Source organism: Actinoplanes sp. NPDC089786 (assembly GCF_040684855.1).
Lineage (GTDB): Bacteria > Actinomycetota > Actinomycetes > Mycobacteriales > Micromonosporaceae > Actinoplanes.
The window spans coordinates 369,312-394,719 of record NZ_JBFBGU010000003.1 but is presented as its reverse complement, the minus strand read 5'-3'; the positions used below and the strand labels follow the sequence as shown (position 1 = coordinate 394,719).

13 protein-coding genes are annotated in these 25,408 nt (G+C 67.8%); 2 read left to right on the top strand and 11 right to left on the bottom strand.

Features of this window, described 5'->3' with window-relative positions; genetic code table 11:
• The first annotated feature begins 22 nt into the window (after positions 1-22).
• Positions 23-1,267, top strand: a complete 1,245-nt coding sequence (locus AB0O15_RS15790; RefSeq protein ID WP_364318802.1) for an acetyl-CoA C-acetyltransferase — start codon at positions 23-25, stop codon at positions 1,265-1,267.
• 93 nt (positions 1,268-1,360) lie between these two features.
• Here AB0O15_RS15790 and AB0O15_RS15785 read toward each other — a convergent pair whose 3' ends face one another.
• The 10 genes from AB0O15_RS15785 to pglW form a co-directional block, all read right to left on the bottom strand.
• Positions 1,361-1,642, bottom strand: a complete 282-nt coding sequence (locus tag AB0O15_RS15785; RefSeq protein WP_364318800.1) for a hypothetical protein — start codon at positions 1,640-1,642, stop codon at positions 1,361-1,363.
• 104 nt (positions 1,643-1,746) lie between these two features.
• Positions 1,747-2,577: a Bax inhibitor-1/YccA family protein gene (locus AB0O15_RS15780; protein WP_364318798.1), complete on the bottom strand. Its 831-nt coding sequence runs from the start codon at positions 2,575-2,577 to the stop codon at positions 1,747-1,749.
• A 569-nt stretch (positions 2,578-3,146) separates the two neighbouring features.
• The gene (locus tag AB0O15_RS15775; protein WP_364318796.1) at positions 3,147-3,623 is read right to left on the bottom strand and encodes a hypothetical protein; all 477 of its coding nucleotides are present in this window, start codon (positions 3,621-3,623) and stop codon (positions 3,147-3,149) included.
• A complete protein-coding gene (locus AB0O15_RS15770) occupies positions 3,620-4,672 on the bottom strand; it encodes an AAA family ATPase (protein WP_364318794.1) in 1,053 nt (350 codons plus the stop codon). Before AB0O15_RS15770 ends, AB0O15_RS15775 begins: the two co-directional genes overlap by 4 nt.
• A 461-nt stretch (positions 4,673-5,133) precedes the next feature.
• On the bottom strand, positions 5,134-7,251 hold the full coding sequence (locus AB0O15_RS15765; protein ID WP_364318792.1) for a DEAD/DEAH box helicase: 2,118 nt from the start codon (positions 7,249-7,251) through the stop codon (positions 5,134-5,136).
• A 9-nt stretch (positions 7,252-7,260) separates the two neighbouring features.
• Complete coding sequence (gene brxD / locus AB0O15_RS15760; RefSeq protein ID WP_364318790.1) at positions 7,261-8,562, bottom strand: BREX system ATP-binding protein BrxD; 1,302 nt, start codon at positions 8,560-8,562, stop codon at positions 7,261-7,263.
• Complete coding sequence (gene pglZ, locus AB0O15_RS15755; RefSeq protein WP_364318788.1) at positions 8,559-11,246, bottom strand: BREX-2 system phosphatase PglZ; 2,688 nt, start codon at positions 11,244-11,246, stop codon at positions 8,559-8,561. Before pglZ ends, brxD begins: the two co-directional genes overlap by 4 nt.
• Positions 11,243-15,013, bottom strand: a complete 3,771-nt coding sequence (locus AB0O15_RS15750) for a phage resistance protein (RefSeq protein WP_364318786.1) — start codon at positions 15,011-15,013, stop codon at positions 11,243-11,245. Before AB0O15_RS15750 ends, pglZ begins: the two co-directional genes overlap by 4 nt.
• 98 nt (positions 15,014-15,111) lie before the next feature.
• Positions 15,112-18,633 carry a BREX-2 system adenine-specific DNA-methyltransferase PglX gene (pglX, locus tag AB0O15_RS15745; RefSeq protein WP_364318784.1) on the bottom strand — a complete coding sequence of 1,174 codons (3,522 nt, stop codon included), beginning with the start codon at positions 18,631-18,633 and terminating at the stop codon, positions 15,112-15,114.
• Complete coding sequence (pglW, locus tag AB0O15_RS15740; protein WP_364318782.1) at positions 18,630-22,754, bottom strand: BREX system serine/threonine kinase PglW; 4,125 nt, start codon at positions 22,752-22,754, stop codon at positions 18,630-18,632. Before pglW ends, pglX begins: the two co-directional genes overlap by 4 nt.
• Positions 22,755-23,155: 401 nt before the next feature.
• Here pglW and AB0O15_RS15735 point away from each other — a divergent pair, with 401 nt between their 5' ends.
• The gene (locus AB0O15_RS15735) at positions 23,156-24,532 is read left to right on the top strand and encodes a helix-turn-helix transcriptional regulator (protein ID WP_364318781.1); all 1,377 of its coding nucleotides are present in this window, start codon (positions 23,156-23,158) and stop codon (positions 24,530-24,532) included.
• On the opposite strand, the gene AB0O15_RS15730 is transcribed toward AB0O15_RS15735, so the two are convergent.
• On the bottom strand, positions 24,529-25,092 hold the full coding sequence (locus AB0O15_RS15730) for an NUDIX hydrolase (RefSeq protein ID WP_364318779.1): 564 nt from the start codon (positions 25,090-25,092) through the stop codon (positions 24,529-24,531). The two genes, AB0O15_RS15735 and AB0O15_RS15730, sit on opposite strands and share 4 nt — an antisense overlap.
• Between the last annotated feature and the right edge of the window lie 316 nt (positions 25,093-25,408).

Below are 25,408 nucleotides of genomic sequence, written 5' to 3'. Positions count from 1 at the left end.
ACCGCCGCGTAACGTGAGGCTCATGCCGGAAGCTGTCATCGTCGCCACCGCCCGCTCCCCGATCGGCCGCGCGGTCAAGGGCTCGCTGCGGGAACTGCGGGCCGACAACCTCGCCGCCACCATCGTCGACGCCGCCCTGAACAAGGTGCCTGAGCTCGACCGCACGCTGATCGAAGACCTCTACCTGGGCTGTGGCCTGCCCGGTGGCGAGCAGGGCTTCAACATGGCCCGGGTGGTCGCCGTCAAGCTCGGCCTGGACGGGCTGCCCGGCGCCACGCTGACCCGCTACTGCTCGAGCTCGCTCCAGACCACCCGGATGGCCTTCCACGCGATCAAGGCCGGCGAGGGTGACATCTTCGTCTCGGCCGGGGTCGAGACGGTCTCCCGATACGCCCGCGGCAGCTCCGACGGGCTCCCGCCCGAGGCTCAGGCCCTGGTCGGCGGCGGCTGGCAGAACCCGGAGTTCGCCGAGGCCGAGGCGCGGACGAAGGAGTCGGCCGCGACCGGCGGGGTGTGGCACGACCCCCGCGAGGACGACAAGATCCCCGACGTCTACATCGCGATGGGCTACACCGCCGAGAACCTGGCCCAGCTCAAGGACGTCTCCCGGGCGGAGATGGACGAGTTCGGCGTCCGCAGCCAGAACCTGGCCGAGAAGGCGATCGCGGACGGCTTCTGGGAGCGCGAGATCACCCCGGTGACGCTGCCCGACGGCACGGTCGTGTCGGTCGACGACGGCCCGCGGCCGGGTGTGACGATCGAGGGCGTGGCCGGGCTCAAGCCGGTGTTCCGCCCGGACGGCCGGGTCACCGCCGGCAACTGCTGCCCGCTCAACGACGGCGCCGCGGCGGTCGTGATCATGAGCGACACGAAGGCGCGCGAGCTGGGCCTGACCCCGCTGGCCCGGATCGTGTCGACCGGCGTGACGGCGCTCTCCCCCGAGATCATGGGGCTGGGCCCGGTCGAGGCGTCGAAGCAGGCGCTGGCCCGCGCGGGCATGACCATCGACGACGTCGACCTGGTCGAGATCAACGAGGCGTTCGCCGCGCAGGTCATCCCGTCCTACCGTGACCTGGGCATCCCGCTGGAGAAGCTGAACGTGAACGGCGGCGCGATCGCGGTCGGCCACCCGTTCGGCATGACCGGCGCCCGCATCACCGGCACCCTGATCAACTCGCTCGACTGGCACGACAAGAGCATCGGCCTCGAGACCATGTGCGTCGGCGGTGGCCAGGGCATGGCCATGGTCATCGAGCGCCTCAGCTGAAAATCAAGATCCCGAGGTCGTAGCTGGGTGGTGGGTGCAGACCGTCGCTCCCGCCGAGGGTCGCTTCGCTCCACCTGCGTGAGTGGTTGCGGGTCAGGAGAGGCGATGGCGGGTCTCGTCGACCAGCGAAGCGGCGCCCTCCAGCGGGGCGCCGCTTCCGATCAGGTCGTCGGCCATGACCCGCAGCTGATCGGGCAGGACCATCGGGTGCAGGCGCGGCACCGGGCGCCGGGGCCGGCCCTCGGCGTCCGCGGCCAGGTCAGCCAGGTGCTGAACCAGGGCGTGCACGTGGTCGTCCCGGCCGCGCCAACGCGACTCCGTCCAGTGGGCGATCTGCTTGAGCAGACGCTCCACGCCCGTGCTGAAGTCGGTCACGGGCCGAAATCTACCCGGCGAAGGGACAGCGCCCGGGCCGTGGGGAGACGGCTCGGGCGCTGTTGGCGGCTGGCCAATAGCCGGCCGTCGTCGTGAGTTGGGGACTAGTCGTCGCCCTGGAAGTAGCTGATCAGGCGCAGGACCTCGAGGTAGAGCCAGATCAGGCTGACCAGGATGCCGAACGAGGCGGTCCAGGCGTAACGGGCGGGCAGGCCCAGGCGGACGCCCTCTTCCACCTCGTTGAAGCTGAGGATGAAGCTCAGCGAGGCGACCACGATGCAGACGAGGCTGAAGCCGATGCCGAGGATGCCGTTGTCGCGGAGGCCGGTGTTCACGCCGAACAGCGAGAGCACGAAGTTGATCAGCATGATCGCGAACAGACCGCCCATGACGGCGATCAGGCCGCGGGCGAACTTCGGCGTCGCGCGGATCACCCGGGCGCGGTAGAGCACCGCCATCAGGAAGAACACGCCGAACGTGGCGAGCACCGCCTGCAGCACGATGCCGTGGTAGAAGCTCTCGAACGTCTTGCTGACCAGGCCGACGAACGCGCCCTCGACGATCGCGTAGGCGACCACGAGGCCCGGGTTGGCCACCCGGGAGAACGAGATGATCAGGCCGAGCACCAGGCCGACGACCGCCGCGCCGATCCAGGCGGCGCCGACCAGAGCGTCGGGCACCAGGTTCCACGCCGCCGCGCCGGAGACGCCGACGATGCCGAGCAGGATGACGGTCTTGACGACGACGTCATCGATGGTCATCGGCTGTACGGCCGGCGGGGCCGACGGGTAGCCGCCGTCAGCCGACGGGTACGGCTGACCGTAACCCGGCTGACCGGCGGCCGGTCCGTATGGCCCAGCCGGGGAATACCCAGCAGCCCGCTCTCGCTCGGCCGCTTGGCCGAGGCGCGAGAGCACCGGGTTCGAAGTCTTCACTGTGTCCAGCCTCCCTGAGGTTGCGGCACGCATGATTGTGCCGTTCAAGAGTAGGCGCAAATTGCTCATGGTGCCGTGCCCGCCGGCTGTGAGCAGGCTGAGAGCCGGAAGTTCGGCCAGCGGCTCCGACCTGCGGAAACGGGGGCCGGTGTCCACTAGTCCTCGGAGTGCCCGGGGCGGGTCACGCGAAGCACCCCAAACGCCGGCTACGGCCGGACGAACTTCGCAGCTCGTCATCCAGGAACGAATCGTCCTGCCCCCTCGATAAGGGCGACCGAGAGTTGAAGGCTTCAGCCCACACCCCTCGGTCGCGGTTGTTCTGAATGTTCGCTGCCGGGTTCGGACGCGTAGCGATGGACCGCAAAATGTGATAGCTCGCCGGACTCGAACCCGGCGGGCCGGACGTTGCACCATGCAAACCACGGCACCCTGGTGACGGGCGACCGGCTGCCAGCAGGACTGCTGGCTGGCTGTCGCAGATCATGAGGTTTCCGGCAGTTGTCCGGTCCGGACCGGACCGGACCGGTCCATCACCTCAGCAACTTCGAGCGTCGTTACCGGGTCTCATCTCAGTCAGCTGACGTTTGCCTGAAGGCGGAGCCCTTGGCTGTCCGTGATCCAACCTTCTCCGCGATACGATCGATGACTCTGGATGGGTCCTTCCACTTCATCGCGAGCCTGTCGTGGTCCATGCCGTATTCAGCGATGATGTCGCGAAGTTGTTCCAAGTCGAGTTCGGCTAGGCGCGCTCGCAGGCCGTCTTCACCTTGTTCCCCAAATACGGCGAACGGATCGAGGGCTCCCGGAGCCCGGCGTCCGCTTCGTCGTACGGGACTTCCGGGTGCTGACTGATGAACCTCAGCGGTCAGTGCGCGTTGCAGTGCAGTGGAAAATCGGCTCGTGCGGATCGCTTCGTCGGCGACTGCCGAGATGATCCTGGCCAGCGGAACGGCGACCTCGGGTCGCGTTTCGGCGAGCCGTGACAGCGAGTCGGAAGCTGCTTGCAAGGAGCCGGAGATGGCGTCCGGAGGAATTTGGCTGGTCACACGGCGTCCTCTACGGCGTCGATGAATTCTTTGGCCAGGTCACGAAAAACTTCGTAGCCGCCCTGATACTGGTACTTTTGGCGCAGGGTGGACGTCGAGGAAAACTCGGCCGAGGCGGCGATCGCATTACCTTCGGGGATGACGGTCTCGAAGACAGGCGGCAACTCTTCGTCGTTCAGCAGCCGGTCGATCGTCGTGCGATGAACCGTCGATGCGGCACGGTATTTAGTGACGATGATACCGATCTCGCTGATCGTTTCCCCAAGGTTGTCCGCGAAAGCTTTCACTCGGGCCTGAATCTGGGGAATGCCGTACGTCGAAAGAACGTCGGGGATCGTCGGGATTATGTATCCGTCGGAGATGCGAAGACCGTTCAGTGTCACGATGCCGAGGTTCGGAGGGCAGTCAACGAGGACGAAGTCGTAGTCGTCAAGGATTGGCCGGACGACCCTCCTGAGCAGGTCGGTGGGGTTATTCGAGTAGAACCGACCGGAGGGCATCGACGCTAGCCGATCTTGGACATCGATGAGATCCAGCGAGGACGGCAACAGGTCAACTGTCCTCACCTCGGCGACTGGACTGACCTTTCGCTGAAGGGTGGCGTCGAGGTCGAATTCGGCGTCCTCGCCGTCGGTGCGCAAGGCGTCCGTAAAGAGCGTAACTAGAGTGTTGCCCTGAATGTTGAGTTCACGCCATCTATCCTCGCCGATCAGGACGGTTGTTGCGTTGGTTTGAGGGTCCAAGTCAATTACCAAAACCCTCTTACCGAACTCGGCCGATAGCATTTCGGCCAGCCCAATCGTCGTTGTCGTCTTTCCTACGCCGCCCTTGAGGTTGATCGTCGAAATTACGTGCGCCATGTGCCTGCTCCTCCTCCGAAGATATCGCCTGACCGCATCTCGCGCGAACACTGGGCCGGCGCGAAGTTCCGCCACCGGGGCCGGGAAACGCGCGTCGCGTGTTCGCCAGTTGGAGACCACGGTGCGGCTGACGTGGGCTAGCTCGGCGATCTCCGCCAGGCCGACAAGATCGGCCCCATCCGCAACCATCGAACCTCCTGTGAATGTCGTTCACGACATCACGAGCAAGTGTGAACGTCGTCCACACCTCTGTCAAGGAGCGCCAATACTGCGCACGCGGCGAGCCTGAGACCCGAAGGTAGGCTCCAACAAATCGGCGGCCGCTCGGCTCACTTCAGGCTTTCGCCTCAAGTGTTCAGCGCTCCTTGCCAGGCTTCTGGCCGCAGACTCTCCACTCCGATAGAGATGGTTGGAACTCCCCCCGCATACACATTCTCCCAGCTCACCAGCCATGGGGGGTGCCGGACTTTGCACCATGCGAACCACCCGGCCACCGTCACCGGCGACCCGCTGCCGGAACGTTTGACCAGCACACGCCGCAGTCAAAGTCCCGCTTCGCCATGACGTGGTCGTCTGCCGGAAGGTTGAGAATCCTCAATCCGCGGACGACACGTCAGATGCAAATCAAGATCATCGTGGAAGAAGCTGGGTCAGGCTGAGACGAAGCGGCTCGGTTCCACCAGGATTTGTCGTGCTCCTCCGAGGTCGGCGAGTCGAGCGGCCAGCGTGGCCATCGCGAGCCGCTCCGGCAATGCCTGGCTGAACTTGAGTCCATCCAGGGCCTTCTTGTTGACTTCGGGCAGGCAAAGCCGCTGGCTGGCATCGGCGATGAGGGCCCGCCATTCGGCGGGGGTGACGTTTTCCCTGAGCCTGATGTGCCGGTCGTCGAAGCGCTGAACCGGGTCGACGACCTCGGCGAGTGTTGCGGCGAGTGTGGCGTTCGCGCGGAAGCCTGCCCAGGTCCACCAGCGGAGGTCGTCGCCGCGTTGATCGCGCAGGATGACGCTACCGCCTGGGTGCACCAGTGAGGATTCATCTTCACGCACCTGCGCGAGGCGGTCGATGGCTCGGCGGGTGAGCTTCACCGGCGGGTCGGCGCCGAGCAGTACGTCACGCATGGCACGGCTCAACTCGAAGCCGAGGCCGGACCAGCCGCCGGTCGTCCAGCGGGCTTTGCCGCCGCTGTCGGCGGGTTCGACGAAGCAGCGGCGGCGGCGCCAGTCGATGTAGGTGACGCGCCAGCTGCGTCCGTTGAGCAGGAGGCGTCGGTCGCCCTGGACCTCTTCGGTGAGTAGGGCCGGGTCGATGCGGCCCAGTTCTTCGCGGCCGACGAGCACGGTGAATTCAGGTGCGCCGGTGAAGACGGCGGTCATACCCATGAAGTGCCGGTGCCCGAAACGCCGTTCGGCTTCGGGCCCGATGAACAGCATGCCGCCGTCGCTGTCGAGATAGCCCTGGTCGATCAGGTGGCGCAGGATCGGGTCGGCGCTGCGGTCGAACGGGGCCAGGCCGTTCCACCACTGCGACCAGGTCTGATCTCCCGCCCGGTGTTCCTGCAGGCAGAGGGCGAGTATCTGTTGAGCGGCGATGTGCCGGGGTTCGGGTGGTGCGATGACGGGCTCGACCCACCCGCGGCCCCAGAGGAGGAGCAGGGCAGCGGCTTCGAGTAAGGCGTCGCCGTCGCGGGTGAGGAACAGGCAGTTGCGGGTGCTGCCGGGCCGGCGGCCGGTGCGGCCGAGGCGTTGGAGGAACGAGGCCACGGTCGCCGGTGTGTCGATTTGGATGACGCGGTCGAGGTCGCCGACGTCGATGCCGAGTTCCAGGGTGCTGGTGGAGACGATGACGCAGTCGCGGGCTTCGGCGAACGCTTCTTCCGAGCGGCGTCGTTCGTCGGCGGAGAGCGAGGCGTGTGACAGGAAGGTGGTGATGCCTTTGCCTCGCAGGAGGCTGCCGAGTTCTTCGACGGCTTGCCGGGACTCGCAGAAGACCAGGCGCTTCTCACCAGCGTGGAGACCAGCGATGATCTTGGCGGCGTTCTGGAGGGAACCGATATAGTCGAGCTCGATCTCTCCTGGTGGCACAGCGGAGGATGGTTCTCCCGGTACGAGGACAGGCAGTTCTGGCGCGACGACGCGGGCCGGGCGAGTACCAGTGCCTGAGCCTTGCAGCCAGGTCAGGAGCCGGTTCGGGTTGCCCACGGTCGCGGATAGCCCGACTCGTTGCACTGGCCGGCCGATCAGGTGGGTGAGCCGTTCGAGTACGGCCAGAAGGTGCCAGCCTCTATCGTCGCCGGCGAAGGCGTGGACCTCGTCCACCACGACAGCTCGCAGGCCAGCGAAGAACGCCCGGTGGTCGACGTTGACGCTGACCAGCATCGACTCAAGGGACTCCGGAGTGGTGAGCAGGATGTCCGGGCGGGCGACCAGGATGGCCCGGCGTTTGCTACTGGTGACGTCGCCGTGCCAGAGGGCGACACGGCGGCCGGTCCAGTCGGCGTAGCGTTCCAGCCGGGGTTCGAGATTGTTGAGCAGAGCCTTGAGCGGGCACAGGTAGAGCACGGAAGTGCCAGTCCAGCGCTCGGCTGCCATCCGGGTGAGGATCGGAAAGATCGCCGCCTCGGTCTTGCCGCCAGCGGTCGGAGCGAGCAGCAGAGCGTCCTCACCGGCGATCAGCGGCGCAACAGCGTCGCGTTGTAAAGGCCGCAGGTCGGGCCACCCGAGTGTATTGACGATGTGGTGCAGCAGCACCGGATCCAGCGTGGAACTCATGGTGGGTTCCTACAGCTGCAAGCTGATGTCGTCGGCGGAGGCGGCATTGCGTTCGACCTCGGTGAGTTCGTCCGAGCGTACGGTCAGTGCGTAGTGTTCACGCGGATTCCAGTCGGCGAACTGATCGGCCCGGTCCAGCACGTCAGCGACGAGCTTCTTGAGGTAGACGCGGGGCGCGACACCGACCTGACCGCCGAGCTTGCCGGTCACCGCGACGGCGAGTTCCCGCAGGTAACCATCGTCGATCCGGCCTTCGGCAGCGGGGCTGGCGTAGATGGCGCGGACCCGGCTGCCGAGTTCGACGAGGGCGTCGAGGGAGAAACCCGGCAACCGCAGCTGGGTCGCCCGGGGATTGTCCCAGCGAGGGTCGAACCCGAAGTCGGTGGCCAGCCGTTGGGCGAGTGGGGCGAGCCGCTGCACGCCCTGGGCGCCGTCGTAGAACGCTGGCGTGCCGGTGATGATCAGCAGCAGACCGGGGAACCGGCCGGCGTAGATCTCGTCGATGAGTTGGCGCAGCGCGTTGAGGGCTTTGTCGCGGGCGTCGGACCGGACCCGTTGCAGGGTCTCTACCTCGTCGAGTACCAGCAGCAGGCCGGGGTGTCCACTGTCGCGTAGAACGGTGAGTAGGCCCTGTAGGAAGCTCATCGCGGCGAAGTGGTCGAGGTCACCTTTGACGCCGGCGGCTCGGCGGGCGGCCGCGGCGACATGTGGCTGGCCGCCGAGCCAGGCGGCCAGTCCGTCCGCGACGGCGTGAGCGCCGGAAGCGGTGGCCGCCCGGTAGCCGCGCAGTGCCGCCGCGAAGCCCGGTGTGCTCCGGGAGATCTCGGCGAGCCTGGTCTCCAGCAGGGCACCGACGGAGGTGTCCAACCCGGCGGCGTCGTCCTCGGCCACAGCGCCGCCGTTCAGGACGTCCTCTTCGAGGGCGTAGATCCAGCCGTCCAGGATCGGGCGCAGCGCGCTGGCGGGAAACTGCTCGGTGCTCAGGTTCTCGACCAGCCGGCGGTAGACGGTCTCCATCCGGTGCAGGGGCGTTTCCAGTTCGGAAACCTGCACCTCGGCCGCGGCGAATCCGCGACGTTTGGCGCGTTCGGCGAGCCAGCGGGTGAAGAACGTCTTTCCGGCGCCGTACTCGCCGCGTACCGCCTTGAAAACGCTTCCGCCGCCGGCTGCCCGGTCCAGGTCGTCGTCGAGCGCGGCTTCGAACCGATCGAGGCCGACGGCCAGGGCGTCCAGACCGTTCATGGGTACGACGCCGCGGCGCAGAGCGTCGATGATGTCTTTGCGCCGCCGCGCCGAGATCTCCGCGCTCATGCCGTTCCCAGCTGGAACTGTTCGATCAGCAGCACCCGGTCGAGTTTGACGGTCACGTTGTCGGGGTCGATGGACAGCACCGGATAGCCCTCGACCTGGAGCTGCTTACGCAACGCGGTGATCGCCCCGTGGATCCGACCGGCGGGAACGCCGGCCCGGGCGGCAAGCGTGTCCATGGTCGCCCGGTCGCCACCGTCGATCAGCGTACGCAGCAGCGCGCCGGCCCGTTCGTCGGCCAGCGGAGCCCGGGGATCGCGGCGCTGCCGGTAGAGAGGGCTGGCCAGCAGCTCGCTGATCAGGTCGGGCTGCACCGGAACGACAGTGGGCTCAGCGGGCGGTGTGGCCATGTCGAACAGGCTCTCCGCCTGGGCCGGGACGGTCCTCTTCGACGTCGTCTGCCGACCGGCCTGCGGCGGGACCGGGTGGCTGGGAGTCAGCGGGCCGGTGGCGAGCGACTCCCGCCACCAGGACGGGCTGGCGACCGGCGCGGGCTGCCAGTCGGGATGGCCGGCATCGTCGCTGTCGGTGAGCACGATCAGTGGAATGACGACTTCGGCGGGTGCAGCGCCACCGTGGTAGCCGGCTTTCCGGGGGCCGTAGCGCAGTTGCTCGCGCCAGGCGAGCATGACAGTGCCGTCACCCTTGGCGACCCGGGAACCTCGGACGAGGATCTCGCCGTCGCCTGCGGGCGTGTCGGCCGGCCGCCAGCGGTTCTCGTCGCTGGAACTGGGCCGGTGCGTGGCTTCGGGACCGCGGTCGACCACGTGCCCGTGATCGGAGACGATCACCACGGTTCGCCCGTCGGCCAACACCAGCAGATCCTTGACGCTCGGGATGGTCTCGCTGCTCCAGACGGTGATGCCGGGTTCACTGCGGTCGAGCGCGTCGTCGATGGTGTTGACCACGGCCGCAACCAGTGGCACGCCGGGATCGGCCAGGGCGGCGGTGACGTCCGGGGCGATGGCCGCCCCGGCGTGCCCACGAAGTCTGCTCTTGTGCAGGAGTTGCCCGCCGGGGAAACGCGCGCCGAAGGCGCTGCGTTCGGCCTCTTGTTGCCCTACCGCGATCCGGCCGCTGAGCAGGCTGCACCGGCTGACCTCGGTGATGGTGGGCAGGGCGGCGAGTGCACCCGTGCGGGGCCCACCGTGTGGTGTCACCTCGCTCCAGATGCCGACCCGGGTGAGCGACTCGGCGAGTTCGGTGGCGGCGGCCACACTCATCCCGTCCATGACCAGCAACAGGACCCGGCGACCCCGGTCGAGAATCGGCTGGACCACCCGGTCGAGGACGTCCTCGACCCGGATCAGTTCCCCAGGGGCGGCCTCGGCTTGTGTGTCAGCGGCGAGCAGTTCGGCGAACTGCTGGTCGTGACGGGACCGGCGGGCGTCGACAGCTCGGTGCAACAGGTGCAGCGCCTCGGCGACCTGCGGGTCGGTGTCGCCGGCGAAGATGTCCAGCCGGGCCCGGTCGACCCAGCCGTCATAGCGCACCTGGCGGTGCAGGGCCGCGTAGAGGGTGACGGGCTTGGGCTGCTCGGGTGTGGCGAGCCAGCGCAGGAGCCGGACGGCCATCTGCATGATCTTCAGCCGGTCTGGGTCTCCGCTGCGGTGTTCGCCCAGCCGGGCCAGCGCGTCCTGCGCCGAGGCGATCAAGGCAGGGTCCGCGGTGCCGGCCACCGGCACGGCGAGGCGTACGGCGGCGGCGACGTCCCGCATCCGCTGCAGGAAACCGGTGGGCAGGAGGCTGCTCGCGCCCAGCAGGCCGAGGGCGTCGATCTCCTTCGCGATGCTCTCGGCCCGGGCCAGCATCCGGTTGGCCTCGCCGGCACCGCCTTCCAGACCGATCACCCGGTCCACCCAGATCTCCGCGGCCGACCCGAGCGCCAGCGCGTGTGCCGCACTGAGGCGGGTTCCGCCGAACCACGGCTCCAGCCGGGTCCGTGCCACCGCGATCGCGGTGGCACGCGGTCCGGTGCGGTCCGGCCAGAGGACCCCGACCAGCAGACCCAGCGGTACGGCGTCGACCCCGTGCCCTCCCCGGGTAGCCGCCATGATCGGCACCGCGACGAGCCCGGCCGTCTCGACGAGGTAGCCGGCAAGCCCGTCGAGCAGCTTGCCGGGCAGCTTCTCCAGCCGCAGGACCCGAGCCGCGTCGGTGCTCCACTGCAACAGCCCGGCGCTGTCGATCTCGTCGCGGCCCAGGCCCAGCAGTTCGGTGGCGAGGCTGCGCAGGGCATGGTCGCGGGTGAGCACGGCGCCCGGCGACGGCGGCCACTCGGCGACGGGCTTGTAGTCGATCAGCGCCTCGGCGACCCAACGGCCCTCCGCCACGAGGGTGGGGTCCACCTCGAACACCTTGAACATCTGCGTGGCGACGTCCCACATGTCGACCTTGCGGACGTGCTGCTCGCTGAGGTGGGCGAGCAGGCCCTCGCCGAGTTCGTCGTCGGACAGCTCGGTCAGCAGCACGATCCGTTCCCCGTCGGCCCGGTCGTGCAGGGCGGCGCGGGCGGCGAGTGGAGTCAGGCAGGGCACGACCCGCACGGCGGTGCCGCCGACGGTGAGGACCGGTTCACCGGCCCAGGTCGGTGCGGCCCGCAGGGCGATCGCCGGCGCCCGGTCACGGTCGTCGGTGAGCCAGGCTTCGACCTTTCGCCTGATCGCGGCAGGCTGAACGACGGTCACCGGATCTCCCACGACACGTCGACAGGGCGGCCGGCGTCCAGTTCGGCCCGCAGGGTGGTGACCAGCTTCTGGAGATCCTGCCGGCTCTGGACGACCATTCGGGTGGTGCCCGAATCCTTTCTGGGGCGAGGGATCTGGATGCCGCCGGGGGTGGTCGTCGTCCCGCCAGGCTCCCGCATCGCCGTCGCCGCACCAGTCGTCGCGCCGCCGGAAGCCGGACCGGCTCCGCTCGACGGCGTCGCCGTCGTCGACGGGGTGCCGTCGGAGTTCCCGGATCCAGGTGCAGGCGTCTGCATGATCAGGGCGGTGGCCCGGCTGATCGCGGCTTTCAGCGCTTCGGGCAGATCGGCGGCGTGCGCGTCGTGCCGGGCGGCGGTGGCCAGCCGGTCGAGGACGTCCTTGGCCGGGGGATCGCCGCCGTCGGCGCGCTTGCGGAACATCTCCAGGATGTCCCAGTGCGTGCCGTTCAGCGCCTGGACGATCTGAGCCGCCGTGGTGAAGATGTTGCCGACCGCGGCGTCCTCGATGTCGAATCCCGCGCCGGCCATGATCCCGACCAGCACCAGGTCGTCGTTCTCGGCGGCCAGGTCGGTGAGCAGCCGGGCGGCCTGCCGGGCATGGTGCAGCCGGCCGTGCGCGGCGTCCGGGTCGAGGCCGAGCGTCGTCGCGTGCTGTTCCAGCCCGCTCACCAGCAGCGCCGTCGACTCCCGGTGGCGTTTCGCGGCATCACGGATGGTCTGTGCGAGGGTGGCGACCCCGGCGGCGCTGCGATAGCCCGGAGTGCTCACCCCGAGGATGCCCCCGGCGTGCATGCGGGCCCGGTCCCAGACGTCCTGGTCGGGCAGCTTGACCTGGCGCAGTTCGAGCTGGTCGGTCACCGCCTGGACGGTGTCGACCGGGGCCGGTGAGCCGTGCTGGTACCAGGCGAGCTGCTGTTCCTCGGCGAACACCGCGATGATCAGGTTCTGCAAGTCCCGGTCGAAGCCGCGGGCCGCGGGCTCGTCGAGCAGCCGGCGCAGGACATGGACAGGGAAGTGGGTGGTGTAGTTCTCCCGGGCGGCGAACTGGCTCAGGTGCCCGCTCCACAGGCAGGTGCTCGGGGTGAGCACGTACCGGTGCTCGGCCAGTTCGCCGAGGCGCAGCTGGTTGCAGATCCGCCGGATGTTCCGTTGGTCGGCGGCGTCGACCGCGACCCCCTTGGTCGGGTCGGCGACGGCCCGCCGGGCGTACATGAGGATCTTGTTCAGTTCGGGCCGGGTGGGTGCCTTCTCGTCCTCGGGCAGGGCCGGCCGGCCCGGGTAGGACCAGTTCAGCAGTTCGGCGGTGAGGTTGGCGAAGGCGTCCGCGAGGGTGCCGCCACGCGGGTCACCGACCCGCAACCCCTCGGCGAGCGTATCCAGCACCCCCTTCGCATCCGGTTCGACGTTGGCCGGTTCCGGCTTGGCCACGCCGTAGGCCTGCTTGAACGCGGCCAGCAACGCCGACTTCAGTTGCTGCTGGCGCTGCTGGAAATACACCTTCGCCTGCTGCCGGTACGCGGCGGACTCGTCGGCGGCGAGCACGCTCAGCCGGTCCCCGTTCGGACCGACCAACAGGTAATTGATCTTCGCGAGGGTCCCGACCCGGCCCATCGCCTCCTGGCTGAGGAACAGCGGCATCCAGAACACCGTCCGGGAGCCGCGGGATAGGGTCTCGATGCGCGAGAAGTCCTCGTTGCGCCGGTGCCCCGGATCGAACGGGTAGTCGATGACGACCCGCCACGCGTCGCCGTCGGCGATCACCGCGTTGTCCGGCATGTTGTCACGATCGCGGACGTTGCCGAACCGCACGTTGATCAGATGCTTGCGGCCGCGCCACTCCCGGTAGAACGGGTATTCGCCGAAACCGCCGGACTGGCCGCTCAAGCCCAGTTCACCGCAGACCATGTCGCGCACCATCTGCTGCAGCACCCCGGCAGCGGTCTCGTTGACCGGCACCAGGTCGAGCAGTTTGTCGTAGTCCGCCGAGGTGATCTTGATGGAGATCACCGGATCGGGCCCGTCGGTCATGTGCAGCTCACCCGCATCGGCGGTGAGCTGGCGCAGGCGACCGAGCACGATCTGGTTCTCGTAACCCGGCAGCGGCGAGGCGATCGAACCGAAGTTGAGCGCGTGCAGTTTGGCCGCGGTGAGGTTGTGCAGCGCCGGAACCTCGCTGACCAGGTAACCCAGGATCAGCGTCTTGACCAGCTTGTCGTCGATCTGGAACAGCTCGTGCGTCGCGGTCTGCGACTCGTCGATGCCGTGCATGCCGAGCAGTAACGGGCGCAGCTTGCGCTGATAGGTGTCCCGCGCGTCCTGGAACTTCTGTTTGAGCTGCGGCCGGTCCGGCAATTCGCCGCGCAGGACCAGCGGCTCGAACAGCGCCGCCACCCCGATCAGATCGTTGACCTGCAACGTGTCCCGCCGCTCGACGAGCAGTTCGGTCATCACCTTCAGCGCGGTCCGCTCCCTCTGCAACGCCTGCGACAGCGCCACGAGCGTGGCGACCAGCGCCGGGGAGAACGGGTATAGCCGCCGGAACGCGGTCGCGTCCGAGCCGATGCCAGCGTCACCGTACTGCGCGCCCAGCAGCAGCGCGTCCCACACGTCGCGCCGGTTTCGTACGGCCGCGAAGGCGTTGTCGATGGCCTTGCGGGCGGCATCGCTGTTCGGCTTGAGCAGCCGCTCCTCGGTAATCTGCGGCAGGTTTGTGTCGGCCAGCACGATGTCCGTGCCCAGCCGGCCCTGCACGCTACGCATCACATCCGCCAGTGCGGCCCGCTCGGTGCCGCCGACCTGTGGGCCGAGGAACTCCTCCAGGTTCCGCTGCCGTGCCACGAACGACACGATCGGCAGCGGCCGGGCCTCGTCGGAGGACTCGACCAGCTTGTTCAGCTTCGCGCCTTCCGTCTGCACGAACGTGTGGTCAGCGATCTTCGTGGACAGCCAGAGGATCAACTCGTCCAGGAAGAGCACCATCGCGTCGTATCCGAGCGCCTTGGCGTGCCGGGTGATCACCTTGAGTCCGGTGTCGAGGTCGAGGTATTCCCCGCTGCGCACCGCGCCGGAGAAGAATGTCCGGGTCAGCGCGATGACCAGCTCGTCACGCAGCGGCGTGCCCGGCGGCTCGGCCGCCGCCTGGGCGTAGCTCTCCGCCGTCCAGTCGCCCTCCTGCGCCATGTCCACCGCGAGCTGGCCGGTCGAACCGCCGCCGGAACCGTCCCCGCCGAGAAGCTCGAAGAACCTGTCGTCACCCAGCTGTTTCCGCAACCGGGCCGCGTCGTCGAGCAGGGCGTCGGAGCGGTGCACGGCCGGGACGGGCGCGTCCGGGTGCAAGGCGGTGATCTGCCGCAGGTATCCCTCGAGGACAGCCTGTTCCACCGACCGGGCATCGAGCATGTGGAAGGTCAGCGTCAGAAACCTACGGCCCTTGATCGCCGGATCGGCCTTGAGGATCGGCTCGGCCAGCCGGCGCACGTGGCGCGCCTTCGAGTTGTGCCGCAGAATCTCCCGCAGCACGGCCATGAAGTACGACTTACCGGAGCCGAACGAGCCGTGCAGGAACTTTGCCTGCGATTTCCCGCTGCGCACCGCGTGCGCCACCATGCCCAGCGCCTCGTCGAAGTTGCGCCGCAGATCGTCAGTGACGACGTAATGCTCCAGGTCGGCTGCCTCGGACGCGCGGACCACAAAGTCGGTGTCACCGACCGACTCCGGGATCTCGATGAGATCGCGCAACAAGGTCAACGTCCGCTCCTTACCCCCGGCTCGGGCCACCCCGGACCCTTGCCACTCTCCATGCCCACTGTCCGATGTCACATGCCCGGCATCCGGGCTCCCGGTCGTCACATGACGAACCCGAAACGAAGCTGGTCCAGGTCGGAACGGTCGGCGCCGAGGGCGGCCAGTTCGCCGTCGATGAATCCGGTGAAGAACTGCGCTGGGGAGCCGTTGAAGCCCGGCCGCTGCTCGCCGAACCACTGCGTCAGCCACGGCTCCAGCTCCACGAGACCCGCCAGCAGCGGCAGGAGGCCGTCCCGGCGCTCCCGCTCCCACCCGGCCACGTTCTTGCGTTCCAGGTAGGCGCCGGCGATCGCCTGGGCCTGCGCCAGGTGGTCCCAGCCCGCCCACCCCAGCAGCAGCGTCGGGTCGCCGTCGCGACCCACATTCGGGTACGAGACGAAACGTTCCTTCGGTACGTCAAGCTTGCCCCGATTGCGCCAGTAGCTCGCCTTCACGAAGTCCCCGGACCCGTACTTCGGCGGAACGTCGATCCGCACCGTCTCGCCGGCGTCCTCGCGGCGCTGCAACGCCCAGGTCCGCTCCCACTGCATCCGCTTGCGCAGCCCGGCCGGCTTGTAACGCTGCAGCGGCAGGTACGGCACATGCTCGTCGGCGACCAGCTTGCCCAACGTTTTAGTCAGATCGTGTTGGTCCGAGCTCACCCACAGATCCAGTACGGACCGGAAGTCGTCGTCGTGCCGCATCCGGTCGGCGATCTGCGCCACCGACATTGGGTTGGGAGCACCGGCCCACAGGCCGGGCGCCTCGAGCCGGTCGAGCAGCCAGCCCCGCAGCGCCTCCTGCCGCATAGCCTCCCAGCCGGGCGTCGACCAGCGGCGCTTGCACTCCGGCCGCTCGATCAGCGCGACGTTCCGGTCCGACCCGATGACCGCGATCCGCTTCTCCACGATCGCGCGATACTCCGCTGGCCAGCCCACCGGCAGCTCGGTGATCGGCGTGGAACCGTGCCGCGCGAACCACTGCGTCTCGATCTCGCCGTTGGCCATCTTCCGGGCCAATTCGATCTCGAACGCCCGCTCACCCAGCTTTATCTCCGGCGGTTCCTCGACGGTCAACGACTCGTCGGTCAGCCCGTAGAGCCGGTAGACCTCCCAGTCCAACTCCTCCTGAAGCGCGATCATCCGAGCCCGGGTCGCCAGCCATCCGTCGCGGGCTTGCGTCAACCGTTCCCGCGTCGGCGTGGCGTCATTCGCGACCGCCGCCGGACTCAGGGCTGCCAGGCGATCCGCGCTCCCATCCAACTCCGTAGCCAACCCAAGGGGGTACGCCGTGGGCAGAGGAAAATCCTGAAGTTTCGTCCCCGTGAACTCGTAGAACCGTTCCCATTCCTGGCTCTTGAAACCCTCGTTGACGCCTTGGCTACCCTTGTTGTGGCTTACCTGCTTCAGCCAGAAACAGGCGGTCGAGCTGTTGAGCACCCCGAGCAGCCGCAGGTGATCGTCCTCTGTTGCCTCATCCGACAACTTGATCACCGGTGCCGAACGGTTGAAGACCCTCCCGCCTCGATCCAACACAAAGTGGTTATGCGTAGCCACAAAAGCAAACGTAATCGACAAGGCCGTTTTCAACCTCTTTAGTGCAACCTGATGCCACTCCCACCATGTCCGGCCCTCGCGCCGATAGGAGACTTTGGCAAAGGTCTGCCTATCCCACAAAATCGCCCTAGTTGGCCATAGTCGCAATTCGGTACCAGGCTTGGAGGTTATTGGAAGCAAGCCCTTGTCGTCATACATGAATATTGCTTGATCGCTATCAGAAATAACATAATCACGGACGGCCTCCCCGATGACTACTTGTCGGCGTACATCGTCTTCGACGCCGAATCGCGTCATCGCCGCGCGGCTCGCCAGCATGGCCGCATCTGCGTTGGTTTGGCCGGTGTAGCCGATATCGGGGCCGATATCACCAAGTTTTTGGCGCTCTGAGGTAATTTTTTGCAAAAGATCTGACGAGCCGCCGCCTGCCAGGCTCCATGGGTGCGCAGCAAAGCTGGATCGCGGTAGATCGTAGACGGTCAGCCAATCAGAGTTTGAGCCAACAATATCGATCTGGGCAACGATGGCCGACCAGACGATTCCTTTGGTGGGATCTTCCGGCTGGCCAGGTTCGCCGCGAACACCGAGGGCCGCTCGAACCACCTCGGAACGCTTTTGACTGTTGGCTCGGCCAACAAGGATAAGGGTGGGAGTGCCATGGCCGGGAATGTAAGCGCCGGAGGTGTCGATGACCTCTCGCAGTTCGACCTCAGAGGCGAAGAAGTCGTTGATGAGCTTTGTGCCGAACTCGCGCTTCATGAAGGCGTTGGCGGTGATTTGGCCGACCCAGCCGGCTTCCTGCCCGAATTCGTCGCCGTGGCGCGCCAACTGGAAGAACCGCTGCGCGAACGGCACGGTCAACTGGTACTGCCGGTGGCAGACGTCCTTGTAGATGTCGCGGTAGGTGGCGTTCTGCGCGGAGTCCTTCACCGTAATGTAGGGCGGGTTGCCTACCACGACCGTGTATTGACCGGGCTTCACGAAAGCAGCGACCAGGTCAGCGTCCTCTGTGGCGTAGGCGAAGCCGGTGCCTCCTTTGATCATGTCCAAGATGTCACCCTGGTCACGGGACTTCTCGCCATATTCCCGCAGGGAATCGCCGACGGCTAACCGCAGATTGAAGGCGCGTGCGGCCTCCAGGTCCTTCTGGTCGCAGGCTTTGAGAGCAGCGATCATCAGCCGGAACCGGGCGATGGCCACCGCGAACGGGTTGATGTCGACACCGGTGACCTGATCCAGGGCACGCTGCACCAAGACGTTCGCCTCGGTGTTCGGCTCCCGCTCCTTCCAGCGTGTGATCAGCCGGTTAAAGGCGCCGAGTAGGAAGTGCCCGGATCCGCACGTCGGATCGATGACCGTCGTGCCCGCCAGCCCGAACTCCTTGTAGGCCGGCTCGAAAGTCCGTTCGAGGATGAACTCCTCGACGAACTCCGGGGTCTGTAGCAGCGCGTACGTCTCTCGGGCGTGCGCCGAGAGGTTCTGGTAGAGGTCACCGAGGAACCGGGTGTCTAGGGTCTCGGACCTCAATGACACGTACCCGGCGCCGCGCCGGAAGAAGTCCGACAACTCCTCGGCCACCGGGCCGGAGATGTCGAAGCGCCATACCGAGTTGTGCCCGTCGAAGATCTTCGCGGTCGGGCCGAGGCTCGCCATGTACGTGAACGCCTTGCGCAGCCAATGCCGGTCGTTGTGCAGCGGGTGCGCCACGAGATAGCCCTGGCGCTCCTGCACCGCCCGATCGGCTGGCGCCTTCTCCGTCGGCCCGCCGATCCAGATTCGCGGGATCAGCTCGTTGTCCTCACAGAAGCGCACGAAGACGCAGCCCAGCAACCAGGCCACCGCGGCTTGGTCGAGTACGTCCTCCAGCCACGTCTCGAACGTCCCCGCCGTACGCCTAGCCTCTTTCGCCGCCTCGTGCTCGACCTCCAGCGAGGCCCGAAGATCCGCGTAATCGTCCGCTGCGACCTGCCCGCGCAGGTCGCCGACCAGGGATTTGACCTGGTTCTGGAGCGGCTTGAGCTCGATCATCCGACGGTCCTTTCGGCGACGCGGTCGATCCACGGGATCGGCAACCACAGTGACTGGCCGGCCGGGGAGGTAAGGGGGATCTGCTCGCCGTCTAACATGGCCGGCTCGACGCGGCGGGCTGCGGCCAGAAGCAGCCGGGCGGCGGGACGCGGCCGGGTGGGGTCGGCGAGCCGTTGCAGCAGCGGCATCTGGCCGTACCGGGCCAGCGGCGCGGCCTCGGTGATCAGCACCGGCCGGTCGACCGCCAGGGACTCCTCCAGAGCCGGGACGACATCGCGTTGCACCATGAGCAGCAGAGCCCGGAAGTTCGGGTCGGTCGGGGCGCCGGTGTCCGCCGCCACGATGGTCTCCCAGGCGAACCGCGCCTTGCGGAGCCGGTCGATCAGCAGCGCGGTCACGTCGACCTCGATGAGGTCGAACCGGTCGAGCAGGGTGCGGCGGGCGGCGGCGAGCTGCCGTAGCGGCGCCAGTACGGCCAGGTAGCCGCGCTTGTCGATGGTGGCGGCGAGCTTCACGTCGGTCTCGGCGACGGCCGCCGGGCCGGCCAGCGGGGTCGCGCTACTCATCATCCGGGTACTGGTGTATCGACCGCTGGCCGCGATGGACCCGTACCGCTGGGTGGCCGGATCCCACACCAGCGGCACGTCGCAGTCGCGCAGCAGGTCGTCCAGGTCCGGCCGGCCGGGCAGCGGTTCCGCTTGCGGGAACCTGGCGCGTACCCGGTCGTGCAGGGCTTCCACGCTGAGCTTCTGGCCGATCAGGCTGCCCACCGCCAGGCGCAGCGCCCGCTCCGCGGACATGCCCACCGGATAGAGCTGGCCCTGCGCGTTTACGTCGGCCACGCCGTGGGTGGCTGCTGCGGCGAGCTGGAGCAGGCGCTGGTCACTGAGGGCGGGCATACCCTCCTGGGTGATGGTGCGCAGTCGTTCCACCGCGCGCTGCCGGGTGGGCAACGGCTCCAGTGCGGCGAGTTCGGCGGCGGCTCGGCCGAGCTGCACGGCGTACGCGAGAAGGTCCGCCGCGGTGGTCTCGGCCGCCGGGTCCTCGGGTTCGCGGCCCACCAGTACCGTGTCGGAGACGCGGAAGCGGTGGATGGCGACGCGGGCGTCGCCGCCGCGCAGCAGCTCCGCCTCGACCGCGGCCCGGACCAGCCCGATCGCCTGCGCGGTGCGCTTCGGTTCGGTCGTGTAGGAGCCGCGCGACGCGATCAGCGCTTCGGCGATCTCCTCGGCGGACATGACCAGGCCGCGGGCGTCGAGCAGGGCGACGACCTCGTCCCGTACCCGGGTGAGACCGGGATTCTCCAGCCACGTCCTCGCGTGTTTGCTGATCAGGGTGGAGACCTGCGGCTGGGTCTGGCCGATCGCGATGGCCGCCTCGGTCTGCGGCAGCCAGTGCAGGTAGCGGCCGTTCGGCGTCGACTCCTGCCCGAGCAGCATGGCCAGCGGCGCACGATTGCGGGAGCGGGTGGTGGGCAGCAGCGTCGCGCTGACCGCCTCGACGCCGTAGGGCAGGGCGCCGTCTTCCGGCTCGGGTGCCGGGGCCCCGAGCTCGGCGGCCAGTTCCCGAGCCTTGGCGACGATCTCCTTACGGGTGGCGTCCGGCACGCCGGAGGCTCGGCGCAGCGCAGACCGGTCGTAGTCGAGCAGCTCGCCGACCGTGCCGACACCGAGCCGGTGCAGCGCCGACAGTGCCCGTGCGGTAAGCCCGACCGACTCCAGGCCGGATCCGCGCGACAGCGGTTCCGGCACGGGCGGCACCTCGCCCGGACCGTGCTGGGACAGCTCCGGGATCTCGAAGAAGATGAGGCGCCAGGCGTCGGCCATCTGCTCGGCGGTGTCGAACCGGTCCGGCACCTCGCGGGCAAGTGCCTTGGCGAAGAAGGTGACCAGCCGATCGGCGACGGCCGGGTCGAACATGGCCGGGTCGAGGGTCACCTCGTCCTTGACCGTCGCCGGGTTCGCGCCATTGCCCCAGCGAGGCAGCATCCCGGTGGCCATCTCGAAGAGGGTGACCGCGGCGGAGAACCGGTCGGCGGCGGCGTCGTAGCGCATCCGGCGGGGCGGGCCGAGGAACGGGTCGAGATAAGTCGGGGTGCCCGCGGTGATCTGGTCGGCGGGGGTAGCTGCCAGCGAGAAGTCGAAGATGCACAGGTGCAGCTGGCTGTCGCTGGGCCGGGGCCGGGCGGCCAGGTTGGCCGGCTTGATGTCCCGGTGCCAGATCCCCTCACCTTCCAGGAAGGTGACGATGTCGAGCAGGTCCCGGCCGTAGCGGTCGAGCAGGTCGAGCGCGAGCCGCCGGCCACCCTCCAGATCCTGGGCCAGGGTCCGCCCACCAGCGTTCTGCAGCACCAGCGCGCGGTGGCCGCTGATCGTGACCGGGCCTTCGATGAGGGCGGCGACCTGCCAGTGCCGTTGCATCCGCTTCAGGACGGTGGCCTCGGTGTCCAGGCGGTCGGCGTACTGCGGGTCACGGGCGACCTTGAGGACGACCTCCCGATTGCCGGTGCCGTTCTGCCCGGTGACCAGCAGGGCGGTGGCGGTCGCGCCGCTGCCGAGCCGGCTCTGCACCACCCAGCCGCCCTCCAACAGGTCACCCTTGTGGGCCTGCAACGGGTCGATGTGCACCTCGGGCTCGGGCGCGGTCAGTTCCTCCCACACCTGTTCCAGCTGCTCCCGGAACTCCGCCACGCTGCGGAGCCGGCAGGCGGGGTCGCCGCTGGTCGCGTCGTAGACGAGCATCCCGAGGCTGCCCGGGACACCGTCGACCAGGGCGGACAGTTTCAGGCCGCCCTCGCTGACGGCGGCGATCAGCTCCTCCGGTGTCTCGGCCGGCGGGCGACCGGTGAAGATCCGGTACGCGATCGCACCCAGTGAGAACACGTCCAGCGGAATGCCCGGCACGTCGATCCGGTGCGCCGCCTCGGGAGCCTGGTAGCGGCGCACGTCGTCGTCGAAGAACAGCTCCAGCCCGGCGCCGTCGGTGGAACTGAGCCGCCCCGTCCTGGTTGAGCCGGCCAGCCGGCCGCCGGCCTGCCACTCGGTCACCAGCAGTTGCGGGCGGGAGGCGTCGGGGTCGCGGACGTAGACGGCCTGCGGGGTGAGGGCGCGGTGGGCGAGGCGGCGGCTGTGCGCGTACGCGATGATCTCCGCCAGATCGCCCACCAGATGCAACCGCTGCGCCATGGTCATGGTCGCGTCGTGTTGCAGCAGCCATTGATCGAGGCGCAATGACCCGGGTTCGTGGTTGAAGACCACTGCCGGGCCGAGGGAATGGTCGGCCAGATCGAGTGCCTGCGAGACGCCGGGGTGCTGAATGCCCTGCAGCAGCCGGAACTCGCGCTCGGCGGCCCGCCGGATGACCGGCACGTCCTCGGCCGCCGCTCGACTGGTCAGATAGAACCGCACCCGGCGGGTGATGCTCTGGTCGATGACGTGTTTGGCGAGGAAGTCCTGCCAGCCGATACCCTCGGCGAACGGCTTGGCGAATAGCAACAACTGGCCGATCTTCCGGTCGGCGACCGAGGGTCGGATCTTCGCGGCCCGGACCAGGTCGACGATCTGCCGGCCGCGGTGGGCGTCGACCGCATGCCCGGACCGCGGACGCTCCATCATCAGTTCACGCAGGCTGGTTAGCCCGGATGCGGAATGGCCGTCGAGGCCGTAGACGTGCTGTGCGCCGATCGGGTCGAGGCGGGAGCGCATGTCGCGGGCGTGCAGGAAGACCGCGGCGCCGACGTACGGCGTCAGGTGTTCCTTGTTCTGCTGGCGCGCGTAATAGCGGATCAGGCTGGCCAGCCGCTTCGCCTTCCGGTTAGCCAGGATGAGCGGGTTGTCCCACGGCTCCAGGCGGCGGCCCGGCATTCGACGGACCCACTGGGTACCGCCACCCTCGATCTCGCCCTGCCAGTGCTTCAGCTCGATCACGTAGAGCGCGCTGCGGGTTAGGACCAGGGCATCGATCTCGTTGAGGGAGCCGTCGGTGCCGGTGAACTCGACGTTCGCCCAGACGTGGAACGGCTCCTGATCGGGCAGATAGGAGGCCAGCTCACGCAGTCCGTCCTTCTCCCACTCAAATGCGCTGGGGTTGATCTCCTCCCAGCGGGGCGAATCCAGCCGCACCTCAGCCCTCCCTCTCCAGCGGCGACGCGAACCCACGGCGCCATGCATGAGAGACCACAGTGGACAGTGATTGACGCGGCCCTTAGTAGTCGGTAACGGTAGTGGTACGGATAGTGATCACGCTACCCATTCATGGTCGTCTTCCAAGAACCATGCTTTTGGTTACGCCGATCAACCGATCGTTGGAAACTGCCCAGCTTGCAGCCCCAGGGACGTGCAATGTGGGCGGCAGTCGGTCCCGCTACCCTCCGTCATTGCGCAGGTCCTGGTCATGATTGCATCCGCTGGGCACGCTCGCCTGATCCACTCGGTTGTGTGGGCTCTGAACATCCAACTGAGAGCTATGGTGTCCGGTGTGCCCGGTTACTGGGGCGCCATTCACCTACCGTTGGGGGTGGCCGATGCCGCGGCGGACTGTTGTTGCCCATCCTGACTTCGGTCGCAAGCTCAAGGAGCTGCGTGAGCAGCATGGATTGTCGCTGCGGCGGCTGGGCGGGATGATCCATTGTTCGCATGGACATCTGTGGGATCTCGAATCGGGGATCAAACGGCCGAGCCTTTCCGTGGCGGTTCTGCTGGATCAGGCGCTCGAAGCGGGCGGGCAGCTGTCCGCCATGGTGTCCGAGGTGTCAGCCGACACCGATGCCCGGCCAGTCGCTCTCGAACATGCAGTTGTGTCCATGCCGTCCGGGCTAGAGTTCGCGCCGGACTGGCGGCACGGCATAGATGTCGCTGTTGATCTTTGGCGAGGCGATATGCAGCGGCGGAACCTTCTTCGGCAGGTGGGCTTCAGCGCGACAGCCTTCCTGCCTGCGGCGATGCGATGGCTGATGTCATCGCTCGACGAGCGTCCAACCGGGAACGGTGAACGGCTTATCGGGGCCGCCGACATAGAGACCGTGCGTCGGATGACATCGACGTACCGCATACTGGACAACCAGTTCGGTGGCGGCCACATCCGCGACAGCCTGGTGCGGTTCTTGAACGCCGACGTCACCGAGCTGATCAGTGGCCGCTACGACGCGGCGACCGGCCGTCAGTTACTGTCCGCAGTTGCCGAGACGACCCAGTTGGCCGGTTGGGCTTCGTACGACGCTGGGATGCATGGTCTGGCCCAGCGATACCTGATCCAGGCTCTGCGCCTTGCGGCCGGCGCCGGTGACCGGGCGCTAGGAGCCGAGATTCTGGCGGCGATGAGCCATCAGGCCGCGTTCCTGCGCGCCTCCGGCGAGGCGGTCGACCTGGCCAAGGCCGCCAGCCGCGCAGCGGCCGAGGCGGGCATCGCCGCGATCGAGGCAGAGTCGGCGGTTCTCGAGGCCCAGGGCCACGCCGTCGGCGGCAATGAGAAGGCCTGCGCATCGGCGCTGAGCCGAGCCGAAGTAACTTTTGACAGGGCTGACCGAACTAGCGAGCCGCAGTGGATCGGTTACTTTGACGAGTCGTACCTGGCGGCCAAGTTCGGTCACTGCTTCACCGCTCTGGGCAGGGGCGATATCGCTGCGCGGTTCGCCACCCGGTCGCTGGACATGGACGGCCGGCAGTACGCGCGGGGACGGCAGTTCAACCTCGTTCTGCTCGCCGTGGCGCACGCGCAGAACGGCGAGCTGGAGGAAGCTGCTCGTGTCGGTGTCGACGCGGTCGAAGCCGCGGAAGGGCTGCACTCTTCACGGGCCCGCGACTACCTGACCGACCTCGCCAACCGACTCTCCAAGCACGTCGGGCTACCCGCGGTGCAGGAGTTCGCCGAGCGGGCACGGCCGGTCCTGGCCAGCGCCTAAAGTTTGCCGGTCGCCTTCCGCAGTAGTAGGGCGAGCAGCCCGGAGACGGAGCCGGCTCCGACGATAGTGCCGTTGTCGATGTGCTGCTGGATCTCGCCGAGCGGGATCCAACCGAGGCGTTCGGCTTCGTTGATGTCCGGGGCCGCGCCGGTGAAGTCGGCACCACGCCCGAGATAGACCATGTTCTCCTGGTCGATGGTGCCCACCATCGGCTGGAAGCTGATCAGCTTCTCGATGCTGCGCGGCCGCCAGCCGGTCTCCTCCTCGACCTCGCGGGCGGCGCAGGTCATGGAGTCCTCGGCCGGGTCGAGGTAGCCGCCGGGCAGCTCCCAGACCCAGCGGTCCACGATGAAGCGGTGCCGCCACATCATCAGCACGCGTTCGTCGTCGTCGAGCACGATGACCATCGCGGCGGCCGGGATCCGCAGCACGTACTGCTCGAAGCGGACGCCGTCGGGTAGCTCCACGTCCGCGATGCTCAGCACCGCCCGGCGCGTGTCGTCGACGACGCGTTCCCCGTGGATGGTCCACTCACTGGCCCGTTTCGGCTCAACGCTCATCCGCGCACAGTAGCCGTACGCCTTCCGGTTTGTACTCCGTCACGTGCCGCGTCGGCTGACAGCGGCTGACGCCTGTCGCCTTCATTTCCGGGTCACCGGACCGCCACGCTGTGACCGAAACACCTGCTGAACAGCAGCGAAGCCCACGGCGACCACCGGCATCACGCCGACCGCCACCCTGGAATCGAGACCGGGCACGCGGTCCCCGCCGCACCACGACAAACACCTGCGGACCGGCGGGACCACCGCGACATTACGTCGCAGGTCGGCGTGCCCACGCCTATCACGGAAGGCAGGACATGGCGACGACCAGGAA

What these genes read in the sequence shown, in the direction of transcription:
- AB0O15_RS15790 (WP_364318802.1), top strand. Translation starts at nt 23, where the DNA reads ATGCCGGAAGCTGTCATCGTCGCCACCGCCCGCTCCCCGATCGGCCGC.
- pglX (WP_364318784.1), bottom strand. Translation starts at nt 18,633, where the DNA reads ATGATCGAGCTCAAGCCGCTCCAGAACCAGGTCAAATCCCTGGTCGGC.
- AB0O15_RS15770 (WP_364318794.1), bottom strand. Translation starts at nt 4,672, where the DNA reads ATGGTTGCGGATGGGGCCGATCTTGTCGGCCTGGCGGAGATCGCCGAG.
- AB0O15_RS15765 (WP_364318792.1), bottom strand. Translation starts at nt 7,251, where the DNA reads ATGAGTTCCACGCTGGATCCGGTGCTGCTGCACCACATCGTCAATACA.
- AB0O15_RS15735 (WP_364318781.1), top strand. Translation starts at nt 23,156, where the DNA reads ATGCCGCGGCGGACTGTTGTTGCCCATCCTGACTTCGGTCGCAAGCTC.
- brxD (WP_364318790.1), bottom strand. Translation starts at nt 8,562, where the DNA reads ATGAGCGCGGAGATCTCGGCGCGGCGGCGCAAAGACATCATCGACGCT.
- AB0O15_RS15730 (WP_364318779.1), bottom strand. Translation starts at nt 25,092, where the DNA reads ATGAGCGTTGAGCCGAAACGGGCCAGTGAGTGGACCATCCACGGGGAA.